This is a genomic window from Streptomyces daliensis (assembly GCF_054782395.1).
Genome location: NZ_BAAGSO010000125.1, coordinates 100,457 through 118,398, shown reverse-complemented (window position 1 = coordinate 118,398; position 17,942 = coordinate 100,457). Strand labels below are relative to the sequence as shown.

Below are 17,942 nucleotides of genomic sequence, written 5' to 3'. Positions count from 1 at the left end.
CTCGTGGTCTCCCGTCGGCCCCACAGCCCTCGCGGACCTCACAGAGCCCCACTGTCCCCGCCGCCCGCCGCCCGCCGCCGAAGAGGAGCGCCCGCCCGTGCCGCCGTCCTGGGCCACCGCACCGCTGATCCCCGACTCCCTCCCCGTCGTGACCACGATGCGGCGCCACGCGAGCGGCCGGGAGTGGCTGGCCCGACTGCCGGGGCTCATCCGCGAGCTGGCGCTGCGGTGGGAAGTGGAGCTGGGCGCGCCGTTCCACGGGGGCAGTTGCTCCTGGGCCGCCCCCGCGCGCACGGCGGACGGCGGCAGCGCCGTCCTCAAGGTGACGTGGCCGCACCCCGAGGCCGAGCACGAGGGCGAGGCGCTGCGGCTGTGGGACGGGCGGGGCGCCGTGCGGGTGTACGCGGCGGACGCCGGGCACTACGCGCTGCTGCTGGAGCGGTGCGAGCCGGGCACGGAGCTGGGCCGGAGCGGGCATCTGCCCGCCGAGGACCGGCTGCGCCAGGCCGCCGCCGTGCTGCGCGAGCTGTGGGAGGCCGCCGCGCCTGGGGCCGCGCCCGGGACCGTGTCCCGTATGAAGCGCGTGGCCGACGTGACGGCCGAGTGGGCCGGGCTGGCCGAGGAGCGCGCGGCGCGGCGCGTGTGGCCCGCCGAACTGGACAGCGGGCTGTTCACGACGGCGGCCGGGCTGCTGCGGGAACTGCCCGCGACGGCGGGGCGCGAGGTGATCGTGCACGGCGACTTCAACCCCGGCAACCTCCTCGCGGCCCGTCGCAGCCCGTGGCTGGCCATCGACACCAAGCCGATGAGGGGCGACCCGGCCTTCGATCCGTGGCCGCTGCTGGAACAGGTCGACGACCCGTTCGCGCATCCAGAGCCGCACCGGGTGCTGGCCCGCCGCACCGCGCTGATCGCCGACGAGCTGGGCCTGGACGTGGACCGCGTACGCGCTTGGACGGTGGCCCGGCACGTCGAGTACGTCCTGTGGTCCGTGGACGAGGACGACGACCTCTCCGGCAGCGTCCGCATGATGCGCCAGGCCCGGATCCTGGCGGACGTGGCCGGGCTCTGACCCGGCCCCCTCCCGGCCCCCTCCCGTCAAGGCCCGTCACTCCCCCGTGCTGCCGTCGGCCAGCTCCCGCGCGACGTCGAGATGGCCGAGGTGGCGCCCGTACTCCTGGAGCAGGTGGAAGAGGATCCAGGCCAGCGACGGCGCCCGTTCCCCGTCGGGGAAGCGGCCCCCGGTCCGCGCACGCGTGCCCAGCGGCACCCCCGCCACCACGTTCCGCGAGCGCGCGCACTGTTCGTGGAAGGCGGTGAACACCTCCTCGGTGGTCGTCCCCTCCGGGATGTACCACCGCCCGTCCGCTTCCCCGCCCGCGTGATCGCCCCATGGGTCCGGCACGGGCTCAGCAGCGAACCCCCAGGACAGCCAGCGGCGTTCGACGTAGGTCAGGTGCCGCAGCAGTTCCAGGGGCGCCCACCCGGACGGCAGCCGGCTGCCGCGCAGCTCGTCCTCGGACAGTCCGTCGAGCTTCCGCAGCAGCGCGGCACGGTGGTAGTCGAGATAGCCGGACAGGAGGGCGTGCGGGTCCGCGACGGTGGGCTCGGGCTCGCCCGGCGGCAGCGGCGGGATCACGGGTCCGGTCACAGCAGGCCCGGCGCGTCGTACGTCAGGGTGCGGGCATCGGCGTCCAGGACGGCGGGGACGCCCAGCGGCAGCGACAGGGTGGAGGGGCCGTGGCCGAAGCCCAGCTCCTCCACGACGGGGACGCCCAGCGGCGCCAGCCGCTCCCGCAGTACCGCGCGCACCTCCTCCGGCGGCCCGCACCCGGTCCAGGAGCCGAGCGCGATGCCCGCGACGCCTTCCAGCCAGCCCGAGCGCAGCAGTTGCGTCAGCATCCGGTCCAGGCTGTACGGGGGCTGGTCCACGTCCTCCAGGAGCACGATCCCTCCGGCGGCCGACGGGCGCGCGTTCGGGGTGCCGCGCTCGGCGGCAAGCAGGGAGAGGTTGCCCCCGAGGGTGATGCCGCGCGCCCGGCCAGGGACCAGGGTGCGGGTGGCGGGTCCCGGGCCCACCTCGCGCATCGTCTCCGGCTCGAAGAGGGTGCGCCGCAGGTGGTCCTGGGTGGCCTGGTCCTTGAGGAAGGAGGCGGTGGCCGTCATGGGCGCGTGGAGGGAGGCCAGGCCCAGGCGCAGGGCCAGGGCCTCGTGCAGGACGGTCAGATCGCTGTACCCGACGAACAGCTTGGGCCCCGCGGCGCGCAGCGCCTCCCAGTCCAGCAGATCGAGGACGCGCTGGGTGCCGTAGCCGCCGCGGGCCGCCAGGACGGCGGTCAGCGAGGGATCGCACCAGGCGTCCTGGACGTCGCGGGCGCGGTCGGCGTCCGTGCCCGCGAGATAGTCGCACTCCGGGTGCCTGTCGCGCACATGGGGCATGACGACCGGCTCCAGGCCCCACTCGGTGAGCAGTTCCACGCCCGCCTCCAGCCGCTCGCGGGGCACGGGCCCGCTGGGCGCGACGAGGGCCACGCGGTCGCCGGGGCGCAGCCTGCGCGGCCTGGCGAGGGAGCCGAGGGCGACGGTCATTTGCTCAGCTCCACCGTGGGCACGTCCTCGCGGGGGATCCCGAAGGTCTGCGCGTACAGGGAGAGTTCGGCCTCGACCGCGCGCACGATGGTCTCCGCGCGCCGGAACCCGTGCCCCTCGCCCTCGAAGGCGATGTAGGCGTGCCGGACGGCGCGCCCGTCCACCTTCTCCAGGAACCGTTCGCACTGGACGGGCGGGCAGATCACGTCGTCCAGGCCCTGGAGCAGCAGGAAGGGCGCGGAGATGCGCTGGGCGTGGTTGATCGGCGAGCGCTCGTGGTACCGGCCCGGGTAGTCGGCGAGCGGGCCCACCAGCGACTCCAGGTACTGCGATTCGAAGTCGTGGGTCTCGCCGGTGGCCCAGCCCGCCAGATCGAGGATGGGGTACGTGATGGTGCCGCAGGCGTAGAGCCCGGCGGCGGCCGGGGAGGTCAGGGATGCGGCGCTGGTCCAGCCGCCCGCGCTGCCGCCGCGGATGGCGAGCCGCCGGGGGTCGGCGGTGCCCTCCTCGGCCAGGGTGCGGGCGACGGCGGCGCAGTCCTCGACGTCGACCACGCCCCACTGCTCGCGCAGTCTGTTGCGGTACTCCCTGCCGTAGCCCGTCGAGCCGCCGTAGTTGACCTCGGCGACGCCGATGCCGCGCGAGGTGAAATAGGCGATCTCCAGATCGAGGACGAGGGGGGCGCGGCTCGTCGGGCCGCCGTGTGCCCAGACCACGTACGGCGGAAGCTCGCCCTCGGCCGCCGTGCGCTCGGGGTGGTGGGGCGGATAGAGGTGGGCGTGGATGTCGCGGCCTTCGGGCCCGGCGAAGGTGCGGATCAGCGGTTCGGGGTAGTAGGCCGGATCGACCGCGTCCTCGTGCCGGGAGGCGACGACGAGGCTGTGGCCCGTGCAGGTGTCGAGTTCGACGATCTCGTACGCCGTGCGGGGGCTGGCGGCGACGCCGGTGACGCGGGTGCCGGTGACGGCCAGCGTCGGCCCCCATTCGGTCCAGGGGCCCGGCGCGTCCACGAGATCGCCCGTCTCGGGGTCCAGGATGCCGAGCGTCATGGAGCCGCGGCCGTGCAGGGTGGCGATGAGTCCGCTCGGCAGCGGCTGGAACCACTTCTGGCCTATCCGCCACAGCCCCGCGGCGAACTCCTCCTCCCTCGGGCACAGGGCCGTCCCCGAGGCGGGCCCGCGCTGCCACGCGTCGGGTTCCAGGCGCTGGAGGTTCCACCAGCCGCTCGCGTCCGAGGCGTAGAGCAGCGCGCCGTCGGCAGCCCACTCGATCTGCGGCACCGACTCCTCGGGGCCTCCCGCGACGGTGCACACCCCGGTGAACTCGCCCGCCTCGGTCACCAGCGCCGCCTTGACCTCGGTGCCGTCCCAGGGCATCGCCGGGTGGTCCCAGGCGATCCAGGCGACGTGCCGCCCGTCGGGCGACAGGCGAGGCCCTGTCACGAAGCGGCTGCCGTCCCCGTGCAGTTCGCGGACGCGCGAGCGGTCGTCCGCCGCCGATCCGTCCAGGGGCACGGCCACGAGGGCGCGCCGCAGTTCCGTGGGGCCCGGTCCCGTGAACTCCTCCATGACGCACCACACTTCGCCCCGCTCGGGCAGCACGACGGGATCGCACCAGCGCAGTCCGTCCTCCACCACGGCCGAGAGCGGGGTGAGCGGCACGGGGGCCGCGCCGGGGGCGTCGGGTTCGTAGGCGTAGAGGCGCTGATCGCCGAAGTGGGTGAAGACGACGAGGGGCCCGCCCTCGGTGCGGGGGGCGCCCGCCCAGGGCTGGCCGCCGTACTCGATGACGCGGTTGCGGACGTTCCACGGCGCGGGCAGGACCGAGGCGGGCCCGCCCTGGCCGTAGGGGGCGAGCCGGACCAGGGCCCTTCGGCCGCCCTCCTCGGGGCGGGGCTCGGTCCACCACACCTCCTCGCCGACGGAGCCCAGATACTCGGGCCGCCCGTCGTGCGCGGCGACGAGCCGCGCGTCGATGGGCGACGGCCAGCTACCGAAGGGGGCCTGGATGGTGGCCATGGGGTGTCAGCCTCCTGGAAGAGCTAGAGGGCGAGCAGTGTGCGGTCGAGGACGCGTACTCCGAAGTGGAGCGCGTCCACCGGCACCCGCTCGTCCACTCCGTGGAAGAGCGCCTGATAGTCGAAGCCCTCCGGCAGCCGCAGCGGCGAGAAGCCGTACCCCGCGATGCCCAGCCGGGAGAACTGCTTGGCGTCGGTGCCGCCCGACATGCAGTACGGCACGACGTGCGCGTCCGGGTCGAAGTGCTCCAGTGCCTCCTTCATCGCGGCGAACGAGGGGGCGTCCACGGGCGCCTGGAGGGGGACCTCCCGGTGGTGGAACTCCCACGAGACATCGGGCCCCGTGAGCCGGTCCAGGGTCTCCTGGAACTCCTCCTCGCCGCCCGGAAGCATCCGCCCGTCCACATAGGCGGTGGCACTGCCCGGGATGACGTTGACCTTGTAACCCGCCTCGACCATGGTCGGGTTGGCGCTGTTGCGCACCGTGGGCTCGACCAGGGCGGCGGCCGGGCCCAGGCGGGCGAGCAGCGCGTCGACATCGAAGCCGGGCGCGTCCAGCTCCGGCGCCCCCAGCCCGTTGAGCAGGGACAGCTCCGTCAGCGCCGCGCGCACGGTGGGGGTGAGCCGCACGGGCCACTCGTGCTCGCCGATGCGGGTGACGGCGGCGGCGAGCCTGCTGATGGCGTTGGCGCGGTTCACCTTCGAGCCGTGCCCCGCCCTGCCCTTGGCGGTGAGCCGCAGCCAGGCGGTGCCGCGCTCTCCGGCGGCGACGGGATACAGCCGCATCCCCTCCCCCGCGTGGAAGGTGAAGGCGCCGGACTCGCTGATGCCTTCCGTGCACCCTTCGAAGAGGGCGCTGTGCTGGTCGGTGAGATAGCCAGAGCCGAAATCGGCGCTGTCCTCCTCGTCAGCGGTGAAGGCGAGGACGATGTCGCGCCGGGGCCGCACCCCGGCCCGCGCCCAGGCCCGGACGACGGAGAGGACCATCGCGTCCATGTTCTTCATGTCGATGGCGCCGCGGCCCCAGACCACGCCGTCCCGGATCTCGCCGGAGAAGGGGTGCACGGTCCAGTCGGCGGGTTCGGCGGGCACGACATCGAGGTGGCCGTGGACGAGGAGCGCGTCCGCCCCGGGATCGGTGCCCTCGACGCGGGCGACGACGTTCGTGCGGCCGGGTGCCTTCTCCAGGAGGGTCGGCTGGAGACCCGCCTCCACGAGCCGCTCGGCGACGTACTCGGCGGCGGGGCGCTCGGCTCCCCGGCCGCCGCCGTAGTTGGTGGTGTCGATACGGATCAGCTCGGAGGTGTAGGTGACCACCTCGTCCAGCGCACGCTGGTCCACGTGCCCTGCGGGCACGGCGGGACCGGCGTGCGCGAGGTGTTCCCCTTCTTCCGCGCCCTCCGTCCCGTCCGCTGCCCGCGCGGCCCTGGCCGCTCCTCCGGCGCTTCCGGCCCACTCAGCCATACTGTTCCTCCACCGCTGACGACACGACGGTCGTGACCGCCTTGAAGCAGCGAATCCCCTCGTACATGTCCGGCGAGGTGTACGCCACGCGGCGCTCCCCCGCCCTTTCCACTCCGGGGACCACGGTGGCGGCCCCGGCCAGGTGCTCGGCGTCGAACTCCATCTCCACGGTGCGCTCCTGCGGGGCTGCCGGGGTGGTACGGCCCGCCAGCGCCAGCGCCTTGCCCGCCGCTTCCCTGATGTCGGCCGCGGTTCTTCCCGGGGTGCGGCACACCGCGGCGTACCGCGAGACGTAGTCCTTCACGGCGACGCCGAGGGCTTCCGGGGCATAGCCCTTGGCGTCCTCGACGGTGCGGTCGTCCCCGGTGACGAGGATGACCGGCACTCCGTACTCCGCGACGACGAGGGAATTGAGCAGGCCCTCGCTGGCGCGCACGCCGTCCACCCAGACGCCGGTGAGCGAATTGGCGAGATAGGTGTGGGCGAGCACGCCCTCGTCGCCAGCGCCGGTGTGATAGCCGACGAACGCTATGCCGTCCACGTCACCGTGCTGGACGCCCTCGACCATGCTGAGCGACTTGTGCCTGCCGGTGAGCATCTGGGCCCTGTCGTCCAAGCGCTCCAGCAGCAGATTCCGCATGCTCCAGTGCGCTTCGTTGATGAGGACCTCGTCCGCGCCCGCGTCGAAGAAACCGGCCACCGCCGCGCTCACGTCCGAGGTGAACATCGAGCGGCAGCGCTCCCACTGCGGGGTGCCGGGGAGCACGTCCGCAGGCCAGGTCACACCTGTGGCGCCCTCCATGTCGGCGCTGATGAGGATCTTCATGCCCGGAAACGTTACGCGGTCGGCACAGGCCACGACAGCCCTGTGGATAACTACAGAGGTATGGACCTCTTCACGTCATCCGTTCCGCCCAACGACCAGCCAGTTGGCGGGCAGCGCGACCGGTGATCCGTCGGCTCCCGGGACCGTCAGGACGAGCGGCAGCGACCCGCTGGCGAACACCCGCAGCCCGGCGGCACGGAACAGTCCCGGCACCGAGCCGTCGTCCATTCCGACGGGCGCGATGCCGTGCGAGAAGACGGCGGCGAGCGCGGGCGGCGGCCCCTCCTCCCGTCGCATCAGGCGCAGCAGGACGTCCTTCGCCGCCCTGGCGGGCTCCACGACCAGGGCGCGCCCATGGCGTCCGACGAGCGTGGCGACGGACGCGGCGATGCGGGCGCGGTCGTCGGGCCCGCACTGGTGGAGCACGCCCCGCAGATAGACGTCGGCGTCCCCCAGCTCCTCGCTCAGCTTGCCCACCGGTGCCGGGTCGGCGGCGTCCAGCCGCCGGAACTCCACCGTCCCCCGGGAGGCCGCCGTCCCCTGGGAGGCCCCTCCCCCCGTTCCCTCGGTCTCCCCGCGCGCCCGCTCCACCGCCGTGCCCGACAGGTCCACGCCGATCACGCGCGCGTAGTGCCGCGCCAGGAAGCGGGTCTGGGTGCCGTTGCCGCAGCCGACGTCGACCAGGGGCAGCGTGCCCGGGGTGTGCGAGAGCAGCAGGGGCAGGTGCAGGGCCGCGACCTCTTCGGGCGCCGCGTCCCACAGGACGGCCCCCGCGCCGGGCGGTGCGTCCCGCCAGAAACTCTCCCAGGCGTCGGCGTACTCCGTCAGTGCGTTCATCCCTGCCCCCCTGAGCGCGCGTGGGAAAACGAGCCTGTGTTGGTTGAACATTCGAGAACGCAGCGGGCCCCGTCAACCCCCGCCGGAGCCCCGTCCCGTAGCCCCTTCCCCGCGCACGCGCCCGGACGGCGACGCGCGCGCCGCCCGGCGCTCGGGGCCGCCTCAGCGTCCGGGCAGCGACAGCTCGAACCACACGGTCTTGCCGCGTACGGAACGGCTCGTTCCCCACTCGCGCGCCAGGCGGCTCACGACGCGCAGCCCGCGCCCGTACAGGTCGTCCTCCGCCGCCTCCACGAGCACCGGGAGCGCCGGATCCTCGTCGGACACCTCGCACAGCAGGACGTCGGTGCGCACCAGACGGAGTTCGAACCGCTCACTCCGTGCGTGCCGCACGGAGTTGGTGACGACCTCGCTCACCAGCAGCTCGACGGCGTCCCCCACCGTGCCGACCGCGCCGCCGTCCAGTTCCGCCAGCCCCCAGCGCACCAGCCGTTCCCGTGCCAGCCGCCGCGCCCGCACCACCTGCCGGGGCTCGGCGGGCAGCTTCCAGCCCGCCACATCCTCGGGCCCGATGCCGTTGAGGCGGGCCATCAGCAGGGCCACGTCGTCCTTGCGGCCCGCGCGGCCCGCCGTGGTGGTGCGGGCCAGCTCGCGGATGATCGTGTCGCAGGCGTCGTCCATGGAGGCGGCGGGGTGCGCGGCCGACTCGCACAGCGCGGCGAGCCCCTCGCCGATGTCCTCGCCGCGCACCTCCACGAGCCCGTCCGTGCACAGCACCAGCCGGTCACCGGGCGCGACGTCCAGCGTCACCGTCTCGAAGGGCACCTCGCCGACCCCGATGGGCGCGCCGGTCGGCAGCTCCAGCAGTTGGCTGTTCCCGTCGGCCGCGCGCACGAGAACGGGCGGGATGTGACCGGCGTTGGCCATCTGGAGTTCGGCCCTGATCGGGTCGTAGACGGCGTAGAGACAGGTGGCCAGATAGTTGTCGCCCAGCCGCTGCGCGAGGTCGTCCAGCTTGCGCAGCAGCCGCGCGGGCGGCAGATCGAGGGCCGCGAGGGTCTGTACGGCCGTACGCAACTGGCCCATCATCGCCGCAGAGTTGAGCCCGTGCCCCATCACGTCGCCCACGACCAGGGCCGTGCGCGAGCCGGGGAGCTTGATGGTGTCGAACCAGTCGCCGCCGACGCGGCCCAGCCGGGTGCCCGGAAGATAGCGGGTGGCCGTGTCGCAGCCCGCCGTGCGCGGCTGGACGCGGGGCAGCATGCTGTCCTGGAGCGTCTCCGCGACGTTCTCCTGATACGCGTACATCCGCGCGTTGTCCAGGACGAGCCCCGCACGCGCCGCCAGCTCGGCGCCCGTCACCCGGTCCATGTCGTTGAACTCGGCGCGCGAGCGGTGCCGCAGCAGGATCATGAAGCCCAGCACCACGTGGCGCGCCTTGAGCGGCACCACGAGCATGGAGCGGTTGTTGATCAGCGGGCTGATGTCCCGCTTCTCGAACTGCGCCGCGATGGCGTGCCCCATCTCCTCGCTGATCCGCGGCACCAGCACGGGCTCGCCCGTGGTCATGCACTGGAAGAACGGCGTGTGCACGGGGAAGGGCATCGACTCGCCCACCGGCACCACATCGTCCCAGCGCCCCGGCTCGTCGTTGTGCTCGACGGCGACCCGGTGCCACATCGTCGTCGCGTCAGGGGCTCCCTCGGGGAACCCCTCCCCCGCGACGACCTGCTCCCGCAGATAGGTCCCGGCCACGTCGGTGAAGCGGGGCACGACGGCCTCGCTGACCTCCTGGATCGTACGGGTGAGGTCGAGCGAGGAACCGATGCGTCCGCTGACCTCGTTGAGGAACTCCAGGCGCTCCCGTACGGCCGCGTACTCCAGGTCCGACTCCAGCTCGCGCGCGGCGGACTCGGCGTCCTCGGGGGCCGCCTCCTCGACGGCGCGCAGCAGCCGCGTGCGCCGCTCCACCCGCCGGGGCACGCCCCAGTCGGGAGTGACGGGAACCCTCTCGTGCTGGCTGATCTCCAGCACGGGGTAGCCGAGTTCGAGGACCTGCGAGACGATCCGCGCGCTCTCCTGGGGGCTCATGCTCGGCAGGATCTCGGGGAGTCTGCCGGCCAGCTCGTCGGAGCCGGGGAACTCCGTGTGCAGGGCGAATCCGGGCGCGACGCGGTGGTGTTCGGCCTCGTCGGCCTCCTGGACACGGGCCGCGTCGGCGGCGAGCACCAGCAGCCGCCCCGGGTCGGGCCCCACGAGGGGGTACGCCCACCAGACGACGTCCCCTGAGCCGCTGCCAGGATCGGCCGTACGGGCGCGTCCGGCCGTCGCGTACGCCGTCCTCCCGCAGCCCCGCTCCTCGCTCCGCACGGTGTGCCCCGGGTGGTCGAACCCGCCGGTCAGCCCCTCGTCACCACGCCAGCCCGCGACGTCGCCGAATGCCCCGGCTATCGGCATGAGTTCGACCGCGAGCGCGCCGACGGCTTCCTCGCGCGCGTACCCGAAGAGCTTGCGCGCACCTGTGCTCCAGTGCGAGACGAGTCCCTCGCCGTCGACGACGACCACCGCGAGCGGAAGGCGTCCCAGCGGGAGGGGTCGCGCCCCCTCCGCGGTCTCTCCCGCTCGCTCCATGGGGACCGTTCTCCCTTCCCGTGGCTCCGTGTCCACGGTACGGCGGCGCGGGGGCGCGGTGCGGGGCAACGGGGAATCTCGGGGGCGTCCACGCCCGGCACCCGGCGCCCGGAGGCTCAGGGGCCCGCCGGGCACCGGGGGACGTGAACGCTCCGCGTCACTTCTCCGTCTCTGCGGCGAGCTTGCCGAGCAGCTCGTCGTAGATCCGGGCGAGCCCCTTGGGCGCGAAGGTCTTCTCGAAGAAGCCGCCGATGCCGCCCGCGCCGTTCCACACCGTCGTCACCACGACGCGCGAGGTGCCCTCGGCCGTGCCGGGGGTGACCTTCCAGGTGGTGACCATGGAGGAGTTGCGGTCCTTCTCGACCAGTTCGCCGTCGGTCGGCTCGGTGACCTCCAGCAGGCAGTCGCGCACCCGCTTGCTCGTGGCCTGGAGCTTCCAGTGCACGACGGTGCCGTCCCCGTCGCCGCCCTCGCGCACCTCGTACTCGCTGAAGTGCTCCGGCAGCAGCTTGGGCCGGGTCCCGCTGTAGTCGGCGAGCGCGTCGAACACGTCGTCCGGCTTGGCGGCGATCTCACGCTGCGTGGTCGCCTCGACCTGCGCCATCAGTCCTCCTGTCGTAGCCACCTGAAGGGGCTCACTGGTGGTCACCACGGCCCCTGGCGGCAAGCCAATCACCCCCGGGTCCGCCGCCCAAATCCGGGTTGACAGACTCGAAGGGAACAGGTGTTCTATTCGGGTACGAGAACGTGGCACCGGTAGGAGGAGGCTCCATGCGCTGGGAGAACCTGAACGGCGACGGAGCGGCGGCCGACCCCGTGCTCTTCGGTACCGATGCCGTGACCCGTACGTTCGACACCCCGGAGTTCCGGGGCATCACCTTCCACGAGATCCGGGCCCGCTCGCTCGTGAACCGGGTGCCGGGAGCCTCGCGGATGCCGTTCGAATGGACGGTGAACCCGTACCGCGGCTGCACCCACGCCTGCGTGTACTGCTTCGCGCGCGGCACCCACCGCTATCTCGACCTCGACACGGGCCAGGACTTCGACTCCCAGATCGTCGTCAAGGTCAACGCGCCCGAACTGCTCCGCCGCGAGCTGGGGTCCCGCCGCTGGCTCGGCGAGCACATCGCCATGGGCACCAACGTCGACTGCTATCAGCGCGCCGAGGGCCGCTACCGCCTGATGCCCGGCATCCTCACGGCGCTGCGCGACTACGCGAACCCCTTCTCGATCCTGACGAAGGGCACGCTGATCCTGCGCGATCTCGATCTGCTGCGCTCGGCCGCCGCGATCTCGGACGTCGGCGTCTCCGTCTCCGTCGGCTTCACGGACGAGGAGCTGTGGCGCACCGTCGAGCCGGGCACGCCCGCGCCCGAGCGGCGCCTGGACGTCGTGCGCACGCTCAGCCAGCACGGCATACCCTGCGGGGTCCTGATGGCCCCGGTCATCCCCTTCCTCGGCGACTCACCCGCGCAGTTGCGCGCCACCGTGCGGGCCGTCGCCGCCGCGGGCGCGACGTCCGTCACCCCGCTGGCGCTCCATCTGCGGCCCGGCGCCCGCGAGTGGTACATGAGCTGGCTCGGCCGGCACCACCCGCATCTCGTGCGGCACTACGAGGCGCTGTACGCGGACGGCGCCTACGCGCCCAAGTGGTACCAGCGCCGCATCACGCGCCAGGTCCACGAGCTGGCGGCCGAGTACGGCATCGGGCCCTCGGCGCCCGGAGCGGCCCGGCGGATCTCGGTCAGCCCGGAGGAGCCCCAGGAGCCGGACTCCCCGCACTGCACGCAGCTCACCCTGCTCTGACCCTGCTCCGACGGACGCCCCACACACACCGACACTCCCCGAGTGCCCCGTAAATCCGGTGGCCAGTCCGGCACCGCGCGGGTGATCATCTGCCGCATGTCCTCACTCACCCACATCGCCACACCGTCCGGCGTCGCGCCGGGCAACGGATACAGCCATGTCGTCTGGGGCGAGGGCCGCTTCGTCGCCGTCTCCGGGCAGGTCGCCCTCGACGGGAACGGCGAACTCGTCGGCCCTGGCGACCCGGCTGCCCAGGCCTGCCAGGTCTTCGAGAACCTGCGCCGCTGCCTCGCCGAGGCGGGCGCCACCTTCGAGGACGTGGTGAAGCTGACCTTCTACACGACCGACGTCGGCATCCTCCCTGCGGTCAGGGAGGCCCGCGACGCGCACATCGACACCGCACGGCCCCCGGCCAGCACCGCCGTCCAGGTGGCCGCGCTCTTCCGGCCCGATCTCCTGCTGGAGGTCGAGGCGTTCGCCCTCGTGAGCGGCGGCGAAGGCCGGGGCGGGGAGAGGCCCGGGGCATAGTCTGGAGGCATGCGCATCGGTGCTCTCGCTCACGCGGCCGGGGTCAGCACGAAGACCATCCGGTGCTACGAGCAAGCGGGACTCCTTCCCGCGCCTCCCCGCACACCGTCCGGGTACCGCGACTATCCCCCGGACGCCGCCGAACGCCTCGCGCTCATCCGTGCGGCGCAGACGGCGGGTCTGACGCTCGCCGAGGTCAGACGCGTCCTGTCCCTCCGCGACGCGGGACACGTCACCTGCGGACACGTCACCGCACTCATCGAGGAGCGCCTGCGCCACGTGGAGGCGCGCATCGCCGCGCTGGAGCGGGTGAAGGCGTCTCTGCGGCGCCTGACCGAGGCCGAAGTCGAGGTCGAGGCCACCGGAGACCGCTGCGGGCAGGGCGACAACGGCGCCGTCAGCGCGGTGCTCGACGGCGGCCGTACGGGCTGATCCGCCCGGCCCGCTTCCAGCCCCCCGTCCGGCCCGCGCCGGGTCGGCGGCCGGGCGGGCCGGACGGGACCGGCGGCCGGGCGAGCCGCCGGGCGGCCTCCGCGTCGGCGTCGGTCTCCGCCTCGGCGTCAGACAGCGGCAGCCGTGCCCGGGTGCCCCAGGGCGGCGCGCACCGTCTTGCGCCCGCTCCCCCGCACCCGCACCGTCCAGCGGCAGGCGAGCGCGTCGACGATGGCGAGGCCGCGCCCATGGCCGCGTTCGGCGCTCGGGGGCAGGGGCACCGGACGGCCGGGGCCGATGTCGTCGACCTCGACCAGCACACCGCCGGGGCGCCGGATCAGCCGGAGTTCCTCGGGGACTTCGGCGTGCTGGAAGGCGTTGTTGACGAGTTCGCTGACGACGAGCGTCACCTCCGAGGCGAACCCGGGATCCGCGAACTGCCAGCCCCTCAGGCACTGACGGGTGAAGGTGCGCGCGGTGTCGACGTCGGCCTGCGCGAGGGGCAGCCGCTGGATGTGTGGCCTCGTGTACTCGCGCGGGGCGAGCGCCGTATGGCCGCTGTCGGATTCCGTGGTGGCCATGGTGGCCGCGGAAGCCATGGTGATCACGCTCCTGCCGGTCTGCCGAGCTTGCTCGATGGACAACCTTGCTCGATGGACAACAGGGCCCTGTCCGGCGTCCTACCCACCGTGCGGGGTGATCCACCTCCGGCACGCGCACAATCCGGACAGAAGATGTCGGGTATCCGCGCCAGCATGACCGCATGACCTACGACCCCTGCAACTGGTCCGCTTTCGCCGCAGCCGAACCCGGCCTCGCCGAGACCGCCGTGAAGCGCTTCGAGCCGTACAAGCACCACGTACTCGCCACGCTGCGCGCCGACGGGTCCCCGAGACTGAGCGGCATCGAGGCCGACTTCAGCCGCGGTGAACTGTGGCTCGGCATGATGCCGAACTCACGCAAGGCCCTGGACCTGCGACGCGACCCGCGCTTCTCGCTGCACGTCAACCCCGGCAGCGGCACGGAGATGGTGACGGCAGCACACGGTGGCGACGTACGGATCTCGGGGCGCGCCGTCGAGGTGACGGACCCCGAAGTGTTCGCCGGCTTCGCGGAGGCGGCTCCCGAGGGCGAGCTCCCGGAGGTGTTCCACCTCTTCAGGACCGAGCTGACGGAGGTGGTGCGCACGTACGTCGAGGGCTCCGACATGGTGCTGGAGACCTGGCGCCCCGGACGCCCGCTGCGCGTCGTGCGCCGCGGCAACGACGACAGCCCGCCGCGCGAGGACGGCTGACAAGCGCGGGGTTCTGGGCGCGGCGCTCTGTCATCATCCGCTCGTGCGCGTACGGGAGATGGCGGCGGACGACAGCGCGGCGGTCGCGGAACTGACCGTGCGCGGCTGGCAGCACGCGTACGCCGGGCTGATGCCCCAGGGCTATCTGGACGCGATGTCGGCCGAGGAGAGCGCCGTGCGGCGGCGGGAGATCTTCGCGGCCACGCTCGGCCGGGTCAGCAACCTCGTCGCGGAGGACGCGGCGGGCACCGTCACGGGCTGGGCCGCGGTCGGCCCGTACCGGCAGGGGACCGGCGCGGGCGCCACCGCCGCCGACGACGACGCCGAGCTGTACGCGGTCTACGTGCGGCCGGAGCTGATCGGCACCGGCACGGGGCGCGCGCTGATGGACGCCGCGCTGGAGCGCGCCCGGGCGCGCGGGTTCCGTCGGATGCTGCTGTGGGTCGTGACGGGCAACGCGCGTGCCCGCCGGTTCTACGAACGGGCGGGCTTCACGGCCGACGGCGCCGAGAGCACGTACGAGGTGGACGGCACACCGGTGCCCGAGATCCGGTACGGGCGCGCACTCTGACGCCCCCGCACCGCTCCCGTACCCCCGGCCGCGCCCCGCCGCCAACGCCCCCCTCAGCGCCGCCCCCGCACCTGCGGGGGTATGCGGGCGCGGGCCGCCTTCGCCGCCGGGGAGAGGCGGTGGTGTTCGGCCGCCGCGTCGAGGACGGGGATGGCGCGGCGGTCGCCCAGCGCGCCCAGCCCCTGCACACACGCCTCCGCGATCGGCCAGTAGTGGACCGGGCCCATCAGGAGCCGCTGGAGCACGGAGATCAGGGTGGGCACGGATTCGGGGGCGCGGAGCGAGGTGAGGAGGCGGACCGCGTGGAGGGCGTACGCGGTCCGCAGTTCGTTCGTCGCCAGGGCCGAGGCGGCGCGCGCGGTGCGCGGGTCGCGCAGCCGCGCCAGCGCCTGCGCGGCCGTGGCGCAGCGGACCGGGTCGCGGTAGTTCAGCATGAAGATCAGCGTCTCGAAGGCCCGCGCGTCGCCCGCGCTGCCCAGCGCGAAGGCCGCGAACTCCAGCGCCCACAGGGGCCGCCCCGGCTCGGTCAGCACGGAGGCGAGCTGGTCGCGGGCCTCGGGCGTGTTCTGCCTGGCGAGCTTGATCAGCCGCTCGTACTCGGCCGGCTCCGCCTCTCCTCGTAAACGATCGATCAACGATCGGAATGGGTCGCCCACTTACGCCTTCCTCCCCACGTGGTCCCTACGTGGTCCCTGCCACAGCCTTGGGTGTGCCATACCCCTGGCGCATTGGTTACCCACGAGTTACGGTGCTCATCAGAGCGGTACCCCCGCTCAGGCGGCCTGGTGACGCAGCCGCCGAGAGTGCAGTCGGTTCGGTATGTCGAGTACGGCCGGGTCCCGGGACAGGACCCGCCGCCGGGGTCGGCGTCCACGCGGCACAGCCGCCGTCGGACGCAGCTTCCCCCGGAAAGCACAGGCTCACAACTCCCTCGCCGTACGCGTGTTTCCGCGTGCCGCGCCGTGCGTTCCGCGCCTGGCGTGCGCGTGTGTCCGCGCCCCGGCCCCACCCTCATCTGCACGCCCCTCCGGGGGCCTGTGTCACCGAATTTCCTGGAGTCCCGTGATGGACCGTCCGCCCCTGAAGTCCCTGAACACGATCGCTGTCGTCGGCCTCGGCACCATGGGCACCGGCATCTCCGAGATCCTGGCCCGCGCGGGCCGCGAGGTCATCGGCATCGACACCGACGACGCGGCTGCGCGCAACGCCACCACAGCTCTCGAAGCCTCCACCGCGCGCGCCGTGCGCCGCGAGCGGATGACCGAGGCCGAGCGACGGGACGCGCTGGCGCGCTTCCGCACCTTCCCCGACCTCCAGGCCGCCGCCGAGGCGGACCTCGTGATCGAGGTCGTGCCCGAGGACTACGACACCAAGTGCCAGGTCTTCGCCGCCCTCGACACGGTCGTCAAGCCGGACACGATCCTCGCCACCGGCACCAACGCGCTGTCCGTGACGCGGCTGGCCGCCGACTCCGACCGCCCCGAGCGCGTGCTGGGCCTGCACTTCTTCAACCCGGCGCCCGCCATGAAGCTCGTCGAGGTCGTCTCCTCCGTCCTGACCTCGCCCGAGGCCGTGGCGGCGGTGACGGCGCTCGCGCAGGAGCTGGGCAAGGAGCCCATCGCGGTGGGCGACCGCCCCGGCTTCGTCGCCGACGGGCTGCTCTTCGGCTACCTCAACCAGGCGGCGGCGATGTACGAGTCGCGCTACGCCAGCCGCGAGGACATCGACGCCGCGATGAAGCTGGGCTGCGGGCTGCCGATGGGCCCGCTCGCGCTGCTGGACCTGATCGGCGTGGACACGGCCCGCACCGTCCTCGACGCGATGTACGCCGAGTCCCACGACAGGCTGCACGCACCGGCGCCCGTGCTGCGTCAGCTCAGCGAGGCCGGGCTGACGGGGCGGAAGGCGGGGCGCGGCTTCTACACGTACGAGGCGCCCGGCAGCTCCGTGACGGTCCCGGACGCGCTGAGCCCCGACGCGACGGGCACCGGCGCTTCCGCGCGCCCCGTGCACGCCGTCGGCGTCGCGGGCTCGGGCACCATGGCCAGCGGCATCGCGGAGGTCTTCGCGAAGGCGGGCTACGCGACCGTGCTCGCGGCGCGCGGCGAGGCGAAGGCCGAGAAGGCGAAGGCGCGCGTCGCCTCCTCCCTCGACCGGTCCGTGAAGAAGGGGCGGCTGAGCCAGGAGGACCGGGACGCGGCGCTGGCCCGGATCACGGCCGCCGGGAGCCTGGAGGCGCTGGCCGAGGTGGATCTGGCCGTCGAGGCGGTCGCGGAGCACCTGGAGGTCAAGCGGCAGCTCTTCGCGGCCCTGGACAAGGTGTGCAAGCCGGGCGCGGTGCTGGCCACCACGACCTCGTCCCTCCCCGTCGTCGCCTGCGCCCGCGCGACCTCGCGCCCGCAGGACGTCATCGGCATGCACTTCTTCAACCCGGCGCCCGCCATGAAGCTCGTCGAGGTCGTGCGCACGGTGCTGACCGGCGACGAGGCGCACGCCACCGTCCGCGAGGTGTGCGCGGCCGTCCGCAAGCACCCGGTGGACTGCGGCGACCGCGCGGGCTTCATCGTGAACGCGCTGCTGTTCCCGTACCTCAACAACGCCGTGAAGATGGTCCAGGAGCACTACGCCAGCCTGGAGGACATCGACGCCGCGATGAAGCTCGGCGGCGGCTACCCCATGGGGCCCTTCGAGCTGCTCGACGTCGTCGGGCTGGACGTGTCCCTCGCCATCGAGCAGGTGCTGCACCGCGAGTTCCGCGACCCGGGGCTGGCGCCCGCGCCGCTGCTGGAGCACCTCGTGGCCGCTGGGTGTCTGGGCCGGAAGACGGGGCGGGGCTTCCGCGAGTACGCGCGCCAGTGACGCGGGCCTCCCGGTGGGGCGGGCTGCTGGAGCCCTCGGGCAACAGCGGCCCGTCCCTGGAGTCCGTCACAGCATGTAACGTTCCACA

At 73.3% G+C, this 17,942-nt stretch carries 17 protein-coding genes; 7 read left to right on the top strand and 10 right to left on the bottom strand.

The genetic code is table 11. The features are described 5' to 3' along the window. Positions 1-97: 97 nt before the first annotated feature. Positions 98-1,072, top strand: a complete 975-nt coding sequence (locus ACYVOO_RS36415; protein ID WP_461020008.1) for an aminoglycoside phosphotransferase family protein — start codon at positions 98-100, stop codon at positions 1,070-1,072. Positions 1,073-1,108: 36 nt separating this feature from the next. Here ACYVOO_RS36415 and ACYVOO_RS36410 read toward each other — a convergent pair whose 3' ends face one another. The 8 genes from ACYVOO_RS36410 to ACYVOO_RS36375 form a co-directional block, all read right to left on the bottom strand. Continuing rightward, on the bottom strand, positions 1,109-1,651 hold the full coding sequence (locus ACYVOO_RS36410) for a DinB family protein (protein ID WP_461020007.1): 543 nt from the start codon (positions 1,649-1,651) through the stop codon (positions 1,109-1,111). Further along, positions 1,648-2,589 (bottom strand): S66 peptidase family protein, encoded by a 942-nt coding sequence (locus ACYVOO_RS36405; protein WP_461020006.1) that lies wholly within the window; start codon positions 2,587-2,589, stop codon positions 1,648-1,650. Before ACYVOO_RS36405 ends, ACYVOO_RS36410 begins: the two co-directional genes overlap by 4 nt. Further along, positions 2,586-4,607, bottom strand: a complete 2,022-nt coding sequence (locus tag ACYVOO_RS36400) for a S9 family peptidase (RefSeq protein WP_461020005.1) — start codon at positions 4,605-4,607, stop codon at positions 2,586-2,588. The genes ACYVOO_RS36405 and ACYVOO_RS36400 overlap by 4 nt, the downstream gene beginning before the upstream one ends. A 23-nt stretch (positions 4,608-4,630) precedes the next feature. Then, positions 4,631-6,070, bottom strand: coding sequence for a M20/M25/M40 family metallo-hydrolase (locus ACYVOO_RS36395; protein ID WP_461020004.1), 1,440 nt, complete (start codon positions 6,068-6,070; stop codon positions 4,631-4,633). After that, a complete protein-coding gene (locus ACYVOO_RS36390) occupies positions 6,063-6,896 on the bottom strand; it encodes a M55 family metallopeptidase (RefSeq protein WP_461020003.1) in 834 nt (277 codons plus the stop codon). The genes ACYVOO_RS36395 and ACYVOO_RS36390 overlap by 8 nt, the downstream gene beginning before the upstream one ends. Positions 6,897-6,971: 75 nt before the next feature. Further along, the gene (locus ACYVOO_RS36385) at positions 6,972-7,733 is read right to left on the bottom strand and encodes a class I SAM-dependent methyltransferase (RefSeq protein ID WP_461020002.1); all 762 of its coding nucleotides are present in this window, start codon (positions 7,731-7,733) and stop codon (positions 6,972-6,974) included. Between the two features lie 162 nt (positions 7,734-7,895). Further along, a complete protein-coding gene (locus ACYVOO_RS36380) occupies positions 7,896-10,364 on the bottom strand; it encodes a SpoIIE family protein phosphatase (RefSeq protein WP_461020001.1) in 2,469 nt (822 codons plus the stop codon). A gap of 157 nt (positions 10,365-10,521) precedes the next feature. Next, positions 10,522-10,968 carry an SRPBCC family protein gene (locus ACYVOO_RS36375; RefSeq protein WP_461020000.1) on the bottom strand — a complete coding sequence of 149 codons (447 nt, stop codon included), beginning with the start codon at positions 10,966-10,968 and terminating at the stop codon, positions 10,522-10,524. A gap of 167 nt (positions 10,969-11,135) precedes the next feature. Here ACYVOO_RS36375 and ACYVOO_RS36370 point away from each other — a divergent pair, with 167 nt between their 5' ends. The 3 genes from ACYVOO_RS36370 (at position 11,136) to ACYVOO_RS36360 (ending at position 13,130) form a co-directional block, all read left to right on the top strand. Further along, the gene (locus tag ACYVOO_RS36370; protein WP_461019999.1) at positions 11,136-12,170 is read left to right on the top strand and encodes an Rv2578c family radical SAM protein; all 1,035 of its coding nucleotides are present in this window, start codon (positions 11,136-11,138) and stop codon (positions 12,168-12,170) included. Positions 12,171-12,266: 96 nt separating this feature from the next. After that, entirely contained in the window at positions 12,267-12,698 is a 432-nt protein-coding gene (locus tag ACYVOO_RS36365) for a RidA family protein (RefSeq protein ID WP_461020073.1), read from the top strand. Between the two features lie 9 nt (positions 12,699-12,707). Beyond that, a complete protein-coding gene (locus ACYVOO_RS36360; RefSeq protein ID WP_461019998.1) occupies positions 12,708-13,130 on the top strand; it encodes a heavy metal-responsive transcriptional regulator in 423 nt (140 codons plus the stop codon). 128 nt (positions 13,131-13,258) lie between these two features. On the opposite strand, the gene ACYVOO_RS36355 is transcribed toward ACYVOO_RS36360, so the two are convergent. Further along, on the bottom strand, positions 13,259-13,729 hold the full coding sequence (locus tag ACYVOO_RS36355; protein ID WP_461019997.1) for an ATP-binding protein: 471 nt from the start codon (positions 13,727-13,729) through the stop codon (positions 13,259-13,261). A 164-nt stretch (positions 13,730-13,893) separates the two neighbouring features. Between ACYVOO_RS36355 and ACYVOO_RS36350 the strand changes: the two genes are divergently transcribed. Continuing rightward, positions 13,894-14,424, top strand: a complete 531-nt coding sequence (locus ACYVOO_RS36350; RefSeq protein ID WP_461019996.1) for a pyridoxamine 5'-phosphate oxidase family protein — start codon at positions 13,894-13,896, stop codon at positions 14,422-14,424. Between the two features lie 58 nt (positions 14,425-14,482). Beyond that, positions 14,483-14,995 carry a GNAT family N-acetyltransferase gene (locus ACYVOO_RS36345; RefSeq protein WP_461020072.1) on the top strand — a complete coding sequence of 171 codons (513 nt, stop codon included), beginning with the start codon at positions 14,483-14,485 and terminating at the stop codon, positions 14,993-14,995. A 53-nt stretch (positions 14,996-15,048) separates the two neighbouring features. On the opposite strand, the gene ACYVOO_RS36340 is transcribed toward ACYVOO_RS36345, so the two are convergent. After that, entirely contained in the window at positions 15,049-15,651 is a 603-nt protein-coding gene (locus ACYVOO_RS36340) for a HEAT repeat domain-containing protein (RefSeq protein WP_461019995.1), read from the bottom strand. 409 nt (positions 15,652-16,060) lie between these two features. On the opposite strand from ACYVOO_RS36340, the gene ACYVOO_RS36335 reads away from it, so the two are divergent. Further along, positions 16,061-17,854 carry a 3-hydroxyacyl-CoA dehydrogenase family protein gene (locus ACYVOO_RS36335; RefSeq protein WP_461019994.1) on the top strand — a complete coding sequence of 598 codons (1,794 nt, stop codon included), beginning with the start codon at positions 16,061-16,063 and terminating at the stop codon, positions 17,852-17,854. Positions 17,855-17,942: the final 88 nt, after the last annotated feature.